Raw genomic sequence first — 17,483 nt, forward strand, 5'->3', positions numbered from 1 at the left:
AACGTCATTCTCAAAATCACAAACTTATGAAAAATTGGATTCTTTTTGGATTAACAGCCGTAATAGTCTTTCTACTGGCCATGTTGGCCTACTCTATAATGGATAGAAAAACCGAAGCGAGGTTTGCCTATCAACCAAAGGTACAGATTGAAGGAATCGAACCTAGGGATTCTGTTTGGGGATTGAATTATCCCAGACAGTATCAATCTTATATGAAGACCCAAGACACCACTTTTACAAGTATGTACAATACCAGTGGTTTCAAAGACGTACTAGATGACCAGCCGGAACTGGTGATTTTATGGGCAGGGTATGCATTCAGCAAAGATTACAACCAACCTAGAGGTCATGCTTATGCCATTACGGATGTTCAGAACTCAATTAGAATTGGCTCCCCTATGGAGCCCGGTGATGGTGTGATGCCCAGCACCTGTTGGACCTGCAAAAGCCCCGATGTACCTAGACTGATGAGCGAAATGGGAGTGACGGAATATTACAGCACCAAATTATCCAGTTTGGGTTCGGAGGTAATCAATCCTATTGGATGTGCCGATTGTCATAATCCAGAAACTATGAATTTGACCATCACACGACCTGCATTAATTGAAGCTTATGAAGCCATGGGTAAAGATATCAACAAGGCCTCCCACCAAGAGATGCGCTCTTTGGTCTGTGCCCAATGTCATGTGGAATATTACTTTGACAAGACAAAGCCCGGAAAGGAAAAAGCAAGTTACCTCACCTTTCCTTGGAAAGATGGAATGACTGTGGAGGACATGGAAGCTTATTATGACAATATTGATTTTGCAGATTGGACTCATCCTATCAGCAAAACGAAGATGCTGAAAGCACAACATCCCGATTATGAGCTTTTTGAAATGGGTGTTCATGCCAAAAGAGGCGTTTCCTGTGCAGATTGTCATATGCCATATAAAAACGAGGGGGGACAGAAATTTACTGACCACCATATCGGCTCCCCTCTCAGCAACGTAGAGAATTCATGTTTTGTCTGTCACCGGGAAAAACAGGAAGATTTGATGGCTGATGTATATGAACGTCAACGAAAAGTAAAAGAAGGTTCCTCCAGTATCCAAAAACAACTAGCCATGGCTCACATTGAAGCGGGAAAGGCTTGGGAATTGGGTGCAACTGAAGATCAAATGAAAGGTATATTGCTAGGAATCCGTCATGCACAGTGGAGATGGGATTTTGTAGTGGCTTCTCATGGGGGTGCCTTTCATGCACCATTAGAATCAAGCAGGATCATTACTTCTGCAATGGGGACCATCCAAGAAAGCAGAATCCAACTGACGAGGTTGCTGGCTTCATTGGGCCACAATAAGCCTGTGGAGATGCCGGACTTTAAAAGCAAATCAGCCTTACAAGCTTACATTGGTCTTGATATGGAAAAGGAAAGGTTGGACAAAACCAAATTTCTGGAGCAGGTAGTTCCTCAATGGCTCAAAGATGGGAAGGCCCGCGAAGCCAAAAAAGAAGTAAAAGTCCTTAGCAGCAAATAACAATCAATCATTTTAATTCCTAAGCTATGAAAAAGCTATTGCTATTAGGATGGGGTATCTTTTTTGCCCTTTCCTTCCAGAATTCATATGCCCAATTCAAAATCGATGGACAGATACTTCAGCGTTCAGAGTTCAGAAATGGCTTTGGCAAACTTATTTCCGAAAATCAAAAACCCTTCGCATTCATAGGCCATAGGGCGAGGTTACAGGCTGCATATGAAATGGAAAATTTTTCTTTTTACATGAGCATCCAAGATGTCAGGGTTTGGGGAAACACGTCCCAAGTAAAAGCTACTGACAACTTCCTTTCCCTCCACGAAGCTTGGGCAATGGCAAAAATCTCGGAGACCTGGAAAGTCAAATTGGGAAGACAAGAGCTCAACTATGACAATTTCAGGTTCCTTGGAAATCTGGATTGGGCATTGCAGGGAAGGGCACATGATTTTGCTCTTGTCATGCATGAGAAAGGGAATATGAAGTTTCATTTTGGCGGTGCATATAACCAATCCTCACAAGCCCTTGTGGATCAGCCTTTTCTTATCCCAAACCAATACAAGATTGCGCAAATGGTACGCTACGAAAATAAATGGGGAAAAGTCCAATTTTCGGCTTTGGCATGGAATGATGGAAGAGAATGGCAAAACTTTGATTCCAATGGTGCTCTTTTGGATAAAGGGATCAGGTACCGAACCACTTTGGGAATCCCAACCTTAAAATACATTTCCGGAAACTCCCAACTCTCAGGATTTTATTACCATCAGTTTGGTAAAGATGTCGCAGGAAGGAGCCTCAATGCATTTAATCTGAGTATGGTATATAACCATACATTTCCTATCAATACAGAACAGGGAAAAGTCTGGACACTTTCCGTAGGTGCAGAATATCTCAGTGGCACAGCTAACAACGAGACTGAAAAGAACAACTCTTATAACCCACTTTACGGCACCAACCACTTGTTTAATGGCTACATGGACCTGTTTTTTGTGGGAGGCACACATGAAGATAACGTGGGTTTAGAGGATTACTTTATAAGATCTAGGTATGCTTTCAATAAGAAACTCTTCCTTCAGGGAGACATTCATGCATTCTTTGCCCAAAACAAAATATTCAGATTGGAAGAACCGGGAAGCCAAAATCAATTGGAACCCTACTTTGGAACACAGTTGGATTTTAGCTTGGGTTATATAGTCAACGATGCCTTTTCTATCCAAAGTGGATATAGCCAATTCTTCAATACAGATTCATTCGCCTACGTCCAAAAGAACAGCAATCCAAAAGGAATCCAAAATTGGGCTTACCTGATGTTGATTTTCAGGCCAACCATGAAAAATAAATTTATCGGGATACTACTCTGACCCATGAAAATCTTCAAAATACTCCTTTCCACCAAAGTTACCTTGCTCTTGTTTATAGCTTTTGGTACTTCCATGGCAGTGGCTACATTTCTAGAAAATGACCATGGAACCCCCGTAGCCCGTTCCCTCGTTTATAACGCTTGGTGGTTTGAACTTATCATGGTTTGGATGGCGGTCAACTTTTTAGCCCATACAAGCCAATACAAGCTTTTTCATAAAAACCGTTGGCCTATCGGTCTTTTCCATATTTCGTTTGTGCTCATTATCATCGGTGCCGGCGTCACGCGGTATATCAGTGAAGAAGGAATCATGCATATCCGCCAAGGCGAAGAGCAAAGCACTTTTTACACTACTTCACCTTATTTACAAATAACTCAAAACGGGAATCAGGAAAACCGCTCTTTCCAAAAACCCCTTCTGCTTCTTTCAAAAGACTTCCAACCTAAAACCATATCTGCAAAAATCGGAGACAGCAACTTTGAGGTGGTCTTTGAGGATTTTATTAAAGGTGCAAAAGAGGAGTTTTTAGATGGGAAGGAAACCTTTATTGATTTGGCAGTGGCGATGGGGACAGGTCGAGAGGATTTTTTGATAGAAAAAGGAAAGTATATCCAAATGGGAGAAATCTCTCTCAGCACCAAAAATGATCCAAACCATGCAATCAGAATTTTTAAAGAAAATGACTCTTGGATCATTGAAACAGACCAACATCTTCAGCTGATGGAAATGGTTACCCAACAAATGGGCAACCAACATGCTGGTGAATCCAACCCACTTCAAATGAGGACACTCTACCAATGGGAAGGTGGGGCATTTATAGTAAAAGAAATCCATGAGAACGCCAAATTGAGCTATATAGCTGAGGAAGATCCAAATCTCGCCAAAGATTTATTGGATGTCGCAAAATATAAAGTCTTGGATGATTCCGGTAAAATCCTCTCAGAAGCCTACGTCAAAATGGTAAGCTTCAATCCCGGTTGGTCCACATTTTCACATGAGGGTAATGAATACGCGATTACCTATGGCCCAAAACCTATCCATTTGCCATTTGGCCTTTACCTCAATGCCTTTGAATTGGAAAGATATCCAGGAAGCCAAAGTCCTGCAAGCTATGCAAGCGAGGTAATGGTCATGGACAAAGGAGAAGATTTCCCCTACCGTATTTTTATGAATAATGTATTGGATTACAAGGGTTTCAGGTTTTACCAATCTTCCTATGATACGGATGAAAGGGGTACCGTACTCTCTGTCAATCAGGACCGACCCGGTACTTATATCACTTATCTTGGATATTTACTTTTGTCTGTAGGGATGTTCTTAACACTTTTTGCAAAAGGAAGCAGGTTTAGAATTCTAAACACCAAACTCGGCAATATCAAAAAAACGGTTGCTGCTACTCTAATTTTATTTGGAATATCAGCAAACTTATTTGCCCAAGAAGCGCCATCCATCAAATCATCCATAGTTCCGTTGGATCAAGCCGAGCTTTACGGCAGACTCGTCGTACAGGATTTGGATGGAAGGATGAAGCCTTTGAATACACTTGCCAATGAAATTGTCAGAAAACTCTCAGGAAAAACTTATTTGGCTTTACCTGTTGAGGAGGGCGAAATAAGGCTTAGCCCAGAACAGTTCCTTTTGGCAGTCCAGATGGACCCCGCTACCATGAGTCAATTGCCCCTAGTCAGAATAGACAAGGCAAAGTCAATGGAAGTATTTCAATTATTGGGCAAAGAACCGACAGACAAGATCAGCTTTCAGGATTTTTTGGATGACGAAGGGAATTATCGGATCCAGGAATTGGTAGAAGCCGCCAACCTGCTCAAGCCAGCTGAAAGGAATGAAGGACATAAGGAACTCCTCAAAACAGACGAAAGATTCAATATTTTCTATGGATTGCTGACAGGAGATTTTCTCAGGCTTTTCCCAAACAAACTAGACAATAACAACACTTGGTTTACCGGTCAGCAGTATATGCAGGGCTTTGATGAAGAAGACGCGGTATTTGTTAAAAATATCACTCCATTGTATCTCAGTGCTCTTAGGAAAGGCATTGAAGAAGGAAAATGGGAAGATGCGGAAGAAACACTTTCCTACATCGCATTGTATCAGCAAAAAATCGGCGAAGAAGTCTACCCTTCTCCAAATGAAATCAAAGCTGAGCTTCTATATAATCAATTGAACCTTGGCACTAGGCTATTTGGTATATTCTGGCTTTTGGGAACAATTATGTTGTTTTTGGGAATTGTGATGCTTTTCAAAGATGATAACATCTGGAAAAAAAGCTGGTTTGTCGGGAAAATCTTGACATGGCTTGGATTTTTGGCTTTCACCTTCCACCTAGGTTTGAGGTGGTATATTGCCAAGCATCCACCTTGGAGTGATGGCTTTGAAATGCTCGTTTTCGTGGCTTGGGGAGTCTTACTTTTTGGACTTTTATTTTCCAATAAGTCAAAGTTTACCCTGCCTTTGGGTCTCATTTTTTCAGGAACCTTGCTTTTCGTTGGTTTCTTGGATTGGCTCAATCCCGAAATCACCAACCTGATGCCTGTCCTGAATTCCTATTGGCTCAAAATCCACGTTGCCATTATTGTAAGCAGTTACGCCCCTTTGGCTCTGGCAGCGATTATCGCCTTGTTAAGTTTGATCCTGATCATATTCAAGCCCTTTGATCCCGGGAAAAAATGGTGGAGCAGTATCCGCGAATTGCAGATGGTAAACGAAATGTCAATTACCATCGGGTTGTTTCTACTCAGTGTTGGGACTTTTCTTGGAGGAGTATGGGCCAATGAAAGCTGGGGAAGGTATTGGGCATGGGATCCCAAAGAAACTTGGGCATTGATATCGGTGATCGTCTATGCATTTGTATTGCACCTCAGGCTGATTCCAAAATTCAAAAATGGACTGGTTTTCAATCTTGCAAGCCTTTGGGCATTTTCTTCCATAATCATGACCTCTTTTGGCGTGAATTATTACCTGTCAGGTCTTCACTCCTATGCGGCCGGAGATCCTGTACCTGTTCCTATGTGGGTTTATTGGATTGTTTTGGTTTTATTGACTATTTCTGTATTCGCTATTTTCAAATACCAAAAACTCAAAGAAGTTGAAATTAAGCAGCTCGTAGTTTAAAAAAATCTAAACCAATCTCGCCAAAACCGTCGAACCGTCACCTACTTCCTCAGCAAGCTGTTTCAGACTTTTGGAAGTCAGCATATAGTGAATATTGGAGCGGACTTTGACAATTTCAAAATGAAGGGGACAGGGATTTTTTTCTGAACATTGATTCAATCCAAGGCTGCAACCCTGAAAAAGGTTGTCTCCGTCGATAGCCATAACCACATCTTTCAATGTTTTGGATTCATGGCTTTTATCCACAAAAAAGCCGCCCGTAGGACCTTTGAATGAACCCACTACGTGCTGCTTTACCAAGACCTGGAGAATCTTGGCGGTAAAGGCATCAGGCGTGTCTATCTCTTGGCCGATCTCTTTTGCACCGACTTTTTTTCCATCCAAAGATTGCTTGTGGATATAAATTACTGCTTTGATGGCGTATTGACAGGATTTTGAAAACATAGAACGTAGAGGTTAAATTGACTCCGGAGGGCTGCAATTTCAGTTTTTAAATGCCCAAATAAAAGATATTTTAATCTTATTCTCAGTAATTTTTATTACAAAGCAAAAAATCCATTTACCCCAAATTTGAAAAAAATTAGTGGTGCCAAATATATTCAAATCTGCAAGGCAGGATTATGGAAAATACTGAAAAAGAGAAACATTGGGAAAAAGTCTATCAAACAAAAAACTTTACGGAAGTGGGCTGGTACCAAAAAATACCTACTCTTTCACTTTCGTTCTTTGAGGAAATGGAGATTCCCAAAAATGCCCAAGTCCTTGATGTCGGCGGCGGGGACAGCTATTTGGTTGATCACTTGTTGGAATTGGGATATACAGACCTTCATGTCCTTGATATTTCCGGTAAAGCCATCGAAAAAGCCCAAGTTAGATTGGGTGAAAATGCGTCAAAAGTGAGCTGGATTCAATCCGATGTCCTCCAGTTTGAGCCCCAAGTTAAATTCGATGTTTGGCATGACAGGGCAGCTTTCCACTTTATACTGGACCAAGAGGAAATTGAAAAATATGCCCAAATCGCCCATAAATGCTTGTCAGAAAACGGCTTGATGTTTATCGGGACATTCTCTGATACCGGTCCTACTCATTGCAGCGGACTTCCCGTTACCCAATATTCCATAGAGAAATTGACTCAGGTGTTCAGCCTTTATTTCCAAAAAATCAACTGCTTCCACACTGACCACATCACCCCAAGTGGCGTAAAGCAACATTATACTTTTTGTAGTTTCAGAAAGATTGGAAAATAAAAAAAACCGACCCTTAGGAAGGGCCGGCTTTCCATACCAATCAACACTATTTTTTAAGGAAATTTAAAACTCAACATCAGGAAGAAATTTCTTCCCGGAGCAAAAAGCGGCAAACCGGTAGAGGCAATCGGTCTGTTCAAATGCTCATAGTAAGTTTCATTCAACAAGTTTTGTGCACCTCCTTTGATAGCGACAACGGAAGAAACCGCATAACTAACGTCAATGTCCAAAAGCGTAAACCTTGGGCTGGACATTTCACCAAAGCTTCCCGAAACACGGTTTTGGCCAACAACATGCCTCAGCCTGACGGTAGAATGTAGCTTATTTTCCAAATAACTTCCCAAAATGGAGTACCTGACATCCATTGGGGCGATCTCTGGCAAAGCCTCCGAAATCACCAGATTTTGCCCATAGGTATATGCCACCATCAATTGATGGCTGATTCCATAAAATAATGCCTGACTGAATGCCGCCTCAAAACCGGTTTTGACAGCCCGATCTACATTGACATATTGCCTGACACCCGGACTTGTTGGGATTCTTGGCTTCAGGTCGGTTTTTTCGGCAGTGATATAATCCCTCAAATAAGCCGCAAACAAGTTGACTTCTGCTGAAATTTTTGATTTGCTAAATCCAAAAACCAAATCAACTTGGTTGTTGGTTTCCGGTGCCAAATCCGGATTTCCGAGCATTTCAAAAGGATCAACTCCCACAGGGAAATAATTGATAAACCGCTCGGTGATGCCGGCGCTCCGCCTGACACTGGCCAGCCACAATCCTGCATTGAAATTCTCTCCCAAATCCCGCTTGATTCCTGCAGAAATCCCCGGATTGAGTTGGGTGATGGATTGGGTAGGATTGACTTTGACAAATTCCTCAGCATTGTCTGAGGCTTGTGCATAGTTCACATCCAACCTTCCTGCCAAGCTGACCACATAAGGGCCAACCAGTGCATGATAGGAAGCAAAAGCCCCGGTTTTGGTAATTCGGGAATCCTGCCAGGCATTGTCATATAAAGTCTTCCCTGCATTTGGCCCCATCAAAAATTCTCTTTCTCTAGTTCCTTGGGCAGCTTCCGACCTGAAGTCCGCTCCTGCGTACAATTTAGCTTTTCCCAACTGCCAGAGACCTTCTGTCCTGGCGCCAAGGTTTTGGGTGTTGGCCGGGGTTTTTGCATTCATCATGCGGGGATTGAGTTCTCTCAACCCATTGTCCATCAAGTGGTCCACAAATGTGAAAAATCCTGAGGTGTTCCAATTTTGTAGTTTTCTACCTTGAAAGGTTTTGGAATGTCTCAAGCTTCCCATCCAAGTATCGTCTGACCGGAGGTCCATTGCCAAAGTCGGAAAATCCACATTCCTCGCAAAATTCCTATTGACTGTCACCTGCAAAAGATCAGAATTGGAAATCTTAAAATCTCCAAACATCCCGACAGTTCCCCTTTGGAAATTTGCAGGAACAATATTCCCATCTCCGTCAACGTAATCAGTTCCTTTTGACCAAGAACCAAGTACACCGATATCATATTTTTGACCGTTGAAACCGACCCTTCCTTCGTTTCTGAACACATTTCCGTTGGATTCGTACATGGTGGAAAACCTCGCGTTTGCACCTCCTTGGGAAGTAAAAAAGGGATCTTCCTGAATGAAGTTGATCGTACCTCCCAATCCAATACCATAACGGAGTGCATGGGGTCCCTTTAAGATTTCAATCTGCTTGATTCTGTTTAGCGCAATCTGAGAAGTCGGTGGATCCATCCGATTGGGACAGGCAGCATTCGCAGACTGCAATCCATCTATGACGATATTGAGTTGGTCGTATTTGAATCCTCTCATCACAGGGTCAAAAGCAAATGCGCCGCTTTTCCTGATGGAGGAAACAACCGGATTGAGATTGAGAATGGCTCCGGCGTCATGGTGAAGCCTTTCCTGATCTGAAATCAGGATTTTCTGATCTTTTTCTTCTGTCATTTTAAGAGAAATGACTGACACCGGCTGGAGGTTGAGGATATTTTCCTGACGAAAGAGAATTCCCGTTTCTAATACTTTTAGAAGCGAGCTTTCCTCCAAGGTCCATTTTCCATAATTGATGTGGCTAAAATGGATAGAAGTTCCTGCCTCATACTCGAATTGGATAAATCCTTTTTCGTCAGAAAGTCCCTTTTGGGAGGCATATAGGTAAATAAGTCCGATGATCGGTTCTTGGGTTTGCTGATCCAGAACCTGAAATTTTTTAAGGTTTTGGGAAAATGAACTATTGATGGACAAGGCAAGAAAAAACATCGCCAACAAAATGGATTTTTGGAATTGTATATAAGATTTCATGATTGAAAATTCTTTTGGATTGAAATATTTTGAACAGAGAGGCCCTGTCTAACTCTGTTTTGAGGTAGTTTCAGTATTGACCGCATCGTGAAAGCTTTCCTCTAAAAGCAATGACTTTTAGGACTAGAATTTCTGATGTGGTTGTAGAAAATCAGGAGGTCAACCTTGCGGTGGGTGAAAAAAATCGTCGATGTTCAAAAGCTGGTTTTGATTTTCATCTAAATCTCCAAAAACCAGATCAATAGACTTCCAAATCGGTAGGATATTAAAAGCAGTAACGGGCATGCTATAGATGAGCAGGAACCCCTCAAAAGCAACTTTTTGTTGGTTTTTCTCTTGGTCTTGCGCCTGATCGAGTCTCTTGGCTAGTTCACACTTGCCGTTACATTCGAGTTCAGGCCGGTCCTGATTGATGCAAAAAAGGGCAGAAATTTCCTCTCTGTTCATATGAAAATCTACCTGAATCACTGAATACACCATGCCGTTGAGCAGGAAAATCAGAGAGAAGACGATATGTATGGTACTTTTCAACATGACAGGGCAATTTGTGCTATTAATCTACTTCAATGCGTGATTTTGGTCACAGGATTTGGTGTTTCTACAAACTCATTACATACACTTTACTTGAATCTTTTGACAGTACCCAATTCTCTTTGGCTGAAAATTATTTTAATCACAGTGATGACTGCCATCAGTACAAACATGCCCAAAATGGTCCATCCATTGAGCATGCCAAAGAAAGTCCGCCACTCAGGCAAGCCAATCAAACTGAATACAATCCTTCCCAGTAAACTCAATTGGAATACTGCCCACCCTATCCAAAGTATGGGATGATACGGATTTTGCCTAATATTCAAGACCATCGGGAGTATGATCGGCGCATGGGCCCAAATCATAGAAAATGTAAATCCCAAGAAGAAAGTATGGATATACAGATCATAATACAAGGCATGCGGCTCAAAGAAACAAAGTGCAATCCCATGTAAAGTCAGCCAAACATATCCTACCCTAAGACCAATGCCGATGTATTTGAACTGATCGGCTTTCTTGGAAGCAATCTTTGCCATGTCAAAATGCAACAGCCAAAAGGAAATCATGATTGCCACTGTACCCATCAGCCAATTGCCATAGCGATGAAAGGGTATCCAAATTCCGATAAAAAACAGGGCCAATAATACAATAAGGCCATTTTTAGCAGACTTCGGGGTGGGAAGGAATTTGCTGAGCTCCAACCTTTCTCCAACTATGGTAAACAAAATAAACCCCATCCACCAAGGAACTGCTGCCGGAACAAATCCTGAATAAAGCAAAACAAAATTTCCTGCCATCCAAAGTGCAGCCCCCATTGTCATCACATATTGGTAGATAACAGGATGTCTGACTGACTGCAAATACATGATGACCATCAATCCCAAGCTTGCAGCCAATAACAGTCCATGACCAAAAGCGGGCCATCCCGGCACCAACAACAAAGCCGGAATGGAAAGCCCACTTAGGAGGGGAATTAGCAACCATATTCTGTTTTTCATGACCATGGCCCTCTCTAGGGAAATAAGCGTTCCCAAAAATCCTCCTACCATCAATATCCCGTGATTTGCCGCAGTGCCAGGGACCATCATCCCGAGATACCCAATCCTGACCCATCCTCCCGCGACTCCCAAAACCAGGGCCAACACGATAAGGGGAAAAAGGTAAAGAGGTTTGAGCAGATGCATGTCCGGATCTTATTGATGATAGGATTGGGATTTGGTCAATTTGTCGAGGTGAAATATTTTGATTTTTTGATCAGGAAAGGTCTTGGACGATAGCCTCAGCCATATAATCCAATACCACCTCCGGAGTGATATGCTTCTTCTTGCAAACCTCCTTCAGGGTTTTTTCCTGACAATTAGTATAATCAATCCCAAGCTTTTCAAAAACCCCTATTGCCCTGAAGTCGGTATCGACTATCTCGCTCATTTTAAATTCTTGGAAATTTTTCATCTGCAAATCGTTTAGAGGATGTTTTTATCTTTTATTTTGTCAAACTTTAGGGAGCTTTCGCTCCCCTTCATTTCTACACAAATATAATAGAAAAATATTATCGGATAATAATATCCTTTATTATTTTTTCTTAGGCTTTTACAATTTCAAGGCCGGCGATTTTTTCTTTTAACTCCAAGAGCTGAGACTTCATATTCTCTATCACTTCCTCTGTATCTATAGGGAAAGAAGTAACCAAATCTTGGTAGTAGGCAATTCCCTGAGAAAGGTTGGTTTTGAATTTTTCTATATAGGTTTCAAACTTCTGTGTTTTTTCGGGAATAGTTTTGCTAAGCTCATGTTGAAGATGTTGCACATAGAGTTGCAGTTCTTTCACAAAAACCTGCGGCCTTTCGGGATCGAGGACAATGGCAGCTTTGCCATAGATATGGTCCAACATTTCCTTCAGACTGAAAATTCCTTTGAAATACGCCAAGTTAGGTCCCGGACAAATTGTGACTGCCTTCAGGTTTCTCCTTGGTTCTTCTCCCTGATTCAAAATCACAGCCGCACTCAAACCTTCGCAGAGGCAGTCTTTTTCCAATACCTCTTCCAATTCAGGCAAGGTTGTATTTCCGTTAGCATATTGCTTCATTTTCAGGTTCTGGTATTCGCGCGAAGCGGTGCAGATGGGCTTGGCTGAAAATTCGGTGCTGAAAGACAGGAATTTCTTGTAACAGGGACTTCCGGGTTTGTTTTTCTCAATCCTTGAAAGCCGCTGTTCTTCTCCGCTGCTTGTCCGGAGATTATTGAAAGGGATACCCAATGGAGAGGCATGACTCAAATAATAATCTGATTTCCGTGATTTGACCAACCTGTCCAAGGTATCCTTGTCCACGCTTGTGGCCTCGGGCACGAGCAAAAACGGACTGCCCCAGCCTGTTCCGTCAAGTTGGTAATGGTCTATCAGAAACTTGTCTTCTGCTGCAGAACCGATCCCACCCTGATAGGTGATTTTCGGCATGATATCTTCCGGAAGAAGGTGATTCCCTTTGTCAGTCAGGGCCTTTTGGCAGGTATCAAACAATACCTGTCGCAATTCCGCTCTGTTGTTTTTGAACTCTTCCAATATCGGACCGATCAACAAACCGTCCGTGGCAAAGGCATGACCTCCACAGTTGAGGCCTGATTCGATCCTAAATTCCGATATCCACAATCCTTTTTTGGCCAAAAATCTACCTTGGATCAAAGCTGAGCGATAGTCGCTGACTTTGAGAATTATTCCTTTTTTGATTTTTCCATTTGCATCAGGAAAAAAATCCGCAAACTGCTCTGCATAGCCATAGAGCGCAGGATTCATCCCGGCAGAAAACACGACAGAAGATTCCAAATCACTTTCTGCAAATCCTCTTAATGCAGAGAGGGCATCTGAATATTCCCGAGGCAACTCATTTCCATCTTTGTCAAAGTTGATTTTATCCACTTTGGTCATGATATTGACATCAATTTTTCCGGGCGAAATCGCTTCTTTCAATCTTTGCTGAAGGGCTTCTTTTACCTCTCCTACCTCCTGCTTCATTTTTTCATAGAGCATTTTCATGCCATGACTGTCGGGCAATAAATTGAAGTATTCATTGATAGCAATGCCGTATTCGAAAGATTGGGTTTTGATGTCCTCAATTTGCTTATTTACAGCAGTATGCAAAAGATTGAGGTAAGCCTTGATCCTGTTTGCCCTCGAATCATCGGTTTTGTCGTCAATCGGGATGTAAGGGATTTGGAGCTTTCTGCTGTAAATCCGTCTTAGATCTTCCAGCATGTGGTCATCCATGATGGAGACCACGGAGGAAATCCCGAATTTCGCAACTTTGATCGGGGTGTCAGCGGTGAAACCCAATCCCATGACCGGGATATGGAAACTATGTGCGGTTGTCTGGGAATTGAACATATGCGAGAGCTTGATCGATTTTTATACTTAAGACAAATTTTAAGAAGGCAAAGCTAAAGGCATTGGTAGGCCAATTAGGAAACCTCCATCATTAGAGAATATGATTTTGGTCAGGAAAAATGAAAAATGGGGCCTGATAACCCACGAGACCTGTCATAAAACTTGTGTGATAATTATTAGATGACTGAAAAAAGATCCATTACCCACGAAAACCTAACAACCTAAGAAGTAAGAACTGCGTAACAATTTTTGGCAATTATTTAAATTCAATTGTTTCTTCTATTCAAGATTTCATTTCTTTGAGTCAAACTAACCCATTTCATATATGAAGCCCAACTACTATTGTTCAATTTTCCTTTTTTTCATTGCCTTTGCCTTTTTTTCCCAAGTTAATGCACAGGGTATCTACACCGCCCGAGGTTATTGGGAAGAATCCAACAAGGAAACCTACAGGATCATCAAGCAGAAAAACATTAACGGCATAACCCTTACAGCTGATGAAACTTCCTATTTGCAGGATTTAGAGACTTACCTTTCCAATTATTACCAGAGGCTTTCAGAAGATGAAAAAGCCTTTTATTCCAAAATGAAAGACCAATGGGACAGGGAATTGATGGGGCCCGAACAAAGGATTATTGTTGAAGAAGAATTTGAATGGAGGGGAAGGGATTATGCTACCAATATCTTGTATGGGGCCTATTACGGAGCAAGTTTGGTAGCCATTGCCGAAATCAGCAGTGCAGCCGCCGTGGGAATCCCCTTATTGACTGGTGGACTTTGGGCATTGGGACCGGTCATCGCACCCAGAAAATATGAAAACATCACCCGTCCTGTCATCCGTGCCAGCAATACCGGGAAATTTCTTGGATTGATTTATGGTGGTTCTTTAGGATTACTTGTGGGAGGTCAATCAGACAACGCTGCTCAAATCGCTTTTGGGCTCTCTTCTTTGGGAAGTATCGCATTGGGAGAAGTCGGTTTTAAATTACAGAAGAACAGAAACTTTTCAGAAGGACATATCGAGCTCGTCAGGCATTACGGCATCATAGGACCTTGGCTTGGTGCAGCGGCTTTGATTACGGCAGAATCGGAAAACTCAAATCTATATGGTGCGGCTCTTTTGGCTGGTGGAGTCGGTGGAATCCTCGTAGCCAATAAGGTGTCCGAAAAATATGATTACACCAAAGGTGATATCGACAATGTCTCCGCTATGACCCTTGCTACCACTGGTATTGGTTTTGCAATTGCTGCAGAAGTCTTACAAGATGATGCATCAGGAGCTGCAATATTAATTCCTGTAGCAGGTACTGTCATCGGTACCATGCTAGGTCAAAAAGCAGTCAAAGGAGTCTACCTCAACAAAAGACAAGGAAGTACCATCGCACTTTCTACCGGTGGCGCAGCCCTCGTCGGGCTTGGGATTGCAGCAATTTTTGAGGCGGAATCCCCAGCTGTGTGGATTGGAGTTCCTTCAGTTCTTGCCCTTGCTACCCAACAAGTCCTTTTTAGCAAGTATAAAAAAGACAACCTCGCGGGAAATCTCCTCAGCAAAATCAACAAGGACAAGCCCTACAAATTCACCATGGAGGTGACCCCTGAAAATTATTTTGTCAACCAAAGAATGGCCGCCCCAACAGGAATATTGGGAGTCAATTCCATCGCTTCCAATCCTTTGGTCAACCTGAAGCTTGCCTTCTAGGTTTGTTTCATATACACGTCATGCGGAACGTTTGAACCATCTCCTCATTGATTTAGACTCTTCACTGGGTTACCAATGACGTGAATATCCGGGCCGTCACTCTGAGTAGTCAACATTAATTCGAGTGTTCGGAAGGAGTAATTACATTAATGTGAAATAAATTGGCCTCGTCCACGATAGCGATCGGGATCGGCCACCGCGGTTGTTCTTGGGAGAGGGTCGGGAGGGGAAAAGCGGCGGTGCCGCTTTTCCCCTCCCGACCCCTAAATAACCAAACACTAGTATCCCGAGCTTGCCGAGGGGCCATTTATGTCATTGGTAGTGTAGCGAAGAGTCTCTTTTATTCTGAGATCTTTCATCCTTCCCGAAGAAAACGGGACTGGCTGTACCTCGGATTCAAGATGACGCAACAACCGTTATTCCTTTTCTGAACATTTTAAAATGTTGGGGACTCAGAGTGACGCCCCGTAAAAAATTCTAGCTATCCAAGGAATTATCCGTGCCAATAGTCACACCAAATGACTCAACTTGTCCGTAAAATTGTACCTTCCAAAGGATTGAAATTGTTCCGACAAGCAATTCTCTTTTACACATTGAAAACAAGAAAAAAATAAAAATTATGTTCTTCGAATTAGTTTATGACAAAAGTCTGGCGCAAGCAAGTTACGTAATCGGATGTCAGGCGAGCGGAATCGCTGCCGTAATTGACCCAAAAAGAGACGTAGACACTTACCTCAACATTGCCAAAGCCAATAACTTCAAAATCACCCACATCCTCGAAACCCACATCCACGCAGATTTTCTGAGCGGTTCCAGAGAGCTTGCCGCCTTGACAGGTGCTGAGATGTACCTTTCTGATGAGGGTGACAAGGACTGGAAATACGAATTTCCACACAACAAAATCAAGCACGGCGACATCATCAAATTGGGAAATATCACTTTTGAGGTGCTCCATACGCCGGGTCATACGCCTGAGAGTGTCAGCTTCTTGTTGACAGACAGACCGGCTACCACCGAACCAGCGATGCTCTTTACCGGAGATTTCGTATTCGTGGGAGACGTAGGAAGACCGGATTTGCTGGAGCAAGCAGCAGGCATCAAAGGTACACAGGACATCGGTGCCGCACAGATGTATGATTCACTGCAATCTTTTGCCAAACTCCAGGAATACATCCAAGTTTGGCCGGGTCACGGTGCAGGTTCTGCCTGTGGCAAAGCCTTAGGCGCAGTACCGATGACGACCGTCGGTTATGAGAAGATCAGAAACTGGGCATTGAACCTACTCGATGACAAAGCGGCATTTGCCAAGGAACTCCTTGCTGACCAGCCTGAACCACCAAAGTACTTCGCCATGATGAAGAAACTCAACAAGGTGGACAGAAAGTTGCTGATTGAAGTACCCAAGATCAAAAACCTGTCAAAAGATGAATTCGCAAAAGCCAAAAAAGAAAGCCTGAAAATCATCGATGCCAGACCTTGGGAAGAGTATGCAAAAGGTTTCCTAAAAGGCACGCTGAACATCAGCAACAACAACTCTTTCTCCACTTGGATGGGTTGGTACCTGAACTATGAGGAGCAGTTTGTCCTTATCGCCCAAGAATCCGAAATCGAAGACCTGACCAGAAAACTGATGCGAATCGGTTTGGACAATATCCATGGATTTATCACACCGGATCAGTTGGCTGCATTTGAAGTAGGTCAACTCGAAAGCTACAATCCTATCGACAAAGAAACTGTCAAAGCCAAACTTGAAAAAGGAAATGTGCAAGTAGTCGATGTCAGAGGTGTGGCGGAATACAAAAAAGGAAAAATAGATTCATCGGACAACCTCTTTGTGGGTAAACTTCAATTGAACCTTGACAAAGTATCCAAAGACAAACCAGTCATAATCCACTGCCAAGGCGGCGCAAGGGCTGCTATCGCCTACTCTATATTGAGAGCAAATGGATTTGACAATGTCCTGAATTACTCAGGTGGCTATGTCGATTGGACAGCTTAATACTATTTGATTCCCAGAACCAAACGGAGGACTGAAAGGTCCTCTTTTTTTATTTTATGGTGTAAGGAAAATGGATTCAAACCTGACAAGGAATATTTGGCTAAAGCCAATTTTGTAATTTTATCAAACTTCATTGAATGGGCTAAAGCCACATTCCTATTCAATTTAGGTTCCATCCAATTGTTTATTCAATCAAATTCATACAAAGATCCCAATTGAATTGCCTCCTGCTTTAGCAGGAGGCAAAATGGATTCAAAAACACCAATAGGCTTTAGCCAAATAACTTTTTGGCTAAAGCC

12 protein-coding genes are annotated in these 17,483 nt (G+C 42.5%); 6 read left to right on the plus strand and 6 right to left on the minus strand.

The features are described 5' to 3' along the window. The first annotated feature begins 26 nt into the window (after window positions 1-26). From nrfA to M3O96_RS14140, 3 genes are read left to right on the plus strand one after another with little or no spacing between them, the layout of a single operon-like run. Window positions 27-1,520: an ammonia-forming cytochrome c nitrite reductase gene (gene nrfA / locus M3O96_RS14130; protein WP_249721501.1), complete on the plus strand. Its 1,494-nt coding sequence runs from the start codon at window positions 27-29 to the stop codon at window positions 1,518-1,520. 26 nt (window positions 1,521-1,546) lie between these two features. Further along, the gene (locus M3O96_RS14135) at window positions 1,547-2,875 is read left to right on the plus strand and encodes an alginate export family protein (protein ID WP_249721504.1); all 1,329 of its coding nucleotides are present in this window, start codon (window positions 1,547-1,549) and stop codon (window positions 2,873-2,875) included. A gap of 3 nt (window positions 2,876-2,878) precedes the next feature. Continuing rightward, window positions 2,879-6,004 (plus strand): cytochrome c biogenesis protein, encoded by a 3,126-nt coding sequence (locus M3O96_RS14140; protein WP_249721507.1) that lies wholly within the window; start codon window positions 2,879-2,881, stop codon window positions 6,002-6,004. A 6-nt stretch (window positions 6,005-6,010) separates the two neighbouring features. Here M3O96_RS14140 and M3O96_RS14145 read toward each other — a convergent pair whose 3' ends face one another. Continuing rightward, window positions 6,011-6,448 carry an RrF2 family transcriptional regulator gene (locus M3O96_RS14145; protein WP_249721510.1) on the minus strand — a complete coding sequence of 146 codons (438 nt, stop codon included), beginning with the start codon at window positions 6,446-6,448 and terminating at the stop codon, window positions 6,011-6,013. Window positions 6,449-6,624: 176 nt separating this feature from the next. Here M3O96_RS14145 and M3O96_RS14150 point away from each other — a divergent pair, with 176 nt between their 5' ends. Beyond that, window positions 6,625-7,251: a class I SAM-dependent methyltransferase gene (locus M3O96_RS14150; protein ID WP_249721513.1), complete on the plus strand. Its 627-nt coding sequence runs from the start codon at window positions 6,625-6,627 to the stop codon at window positions 7,249-7,251. Window positions 7,252-7,304: 53 nt separating this feature from the next. Here M3O96_RS14150 and M3O96_RS14155 read toward each other — a convergent pair whose 3' ends face one another. The 5 genes from M3O96_RS14155 to M3O96_RS14175 form a co-directional block, all read right to left on the minus strand. After that, window positions 7,305-9,575 (minus strand): TonB-dependent receptor domain-containing protein, encoded by a 2,271-nt coding sequence (locus tag M3O96_RS14155; RefSeq protein ID WP_249721515.1) that lies wholly within the window; start codon window positions 9,573-9,575, stop codon window positions 7,305-7,307. Between the two features lie 159 nt (window positions 9,576-9,734). Then, window positions 9,735-10,109, minus strand: coding sequence for a hypothetical protein (locus tag M3O96_RS14160; RefSeq protein ID WP_249721518.1), 375 nt, complete (start codon window positions 10,107-10,109; stop codon window positions 9,735-9,737). 86 nt (window positions 10,110-10,195) lie between these two features. After that, window positions 10,196-11,290, minus strand: coding sequence for a DUF8744 domain-containing protein (locus M3O96_RS14165; protein WP_249721521.1), 1,095 nt, complete (start codon window positions 11,288-11,290; stop codon window positions 10,196-10,198). 70 nt (window positions 11,291-11,360) lie between these two features. Then, a complete protein-coding gene (locus M3O96_RS14170) occupies window positions 11,361-11,558 on the minus strand; it encodes a hypothetical protein (protein WP_249721523.1) in 198 nt (65 codons plus the stop codon). 130 nt (window positions 11,559-11,688) lie between these two features. After that, on the minus strand, window positions 11,689-13,485 hold the full coding sequence (locus M3O96_RS14175; protein ID WP_249721526.1) for a hypothetical protein: 1,797 nt from the start codon (window positions 13,483-13,485) through the stop codon (window positions 11,689-11,691). A 325-nt stretch (window positions 13,486-13,810) separates the two neighbouring features. Here M3O96_RS14175 and M3O96_RS14180 point away from each other — a divergent pair, with 325 nt between their 5' ends. Both M3O96_RS14180 and M3O96_RS14185 read left to right on the plus strand, forming a co-directional pair. Next, complete coding sequence (locus M3O96_RS14180; protein ID WP_249721529.1) at window positions 13,811-15,184, plus strand: hypothetical protein; 1,374 nt, start codon at window positions 13,811-13,813, stop codon at window positions 15,182-15,184. Between the two features lie 619 nt (window positions 15,185-15,803). Further along, window positions 15,804-17,183 (plus strand): MBL fold metallo-hydrolase, encoded by a 1,380-nt coding sequence (locus M3O96_RS14185; protein WP_249721531.1) that lies wholly within the window; start codon window positions 15,804-15,806, stop codon window positions 17,181-17,183. Window positions 17,184-17,483 lie beyond the last annotated feature (300 nt).

This window comes from Aquiflexum sp. TKW24L (assembly GCF_023502205.1).
GTDB lineage: Bacteria > Bacteroidota > Bacteroidia > Cytophagales > Cyclobacteriaceae > Cognataquiflexum.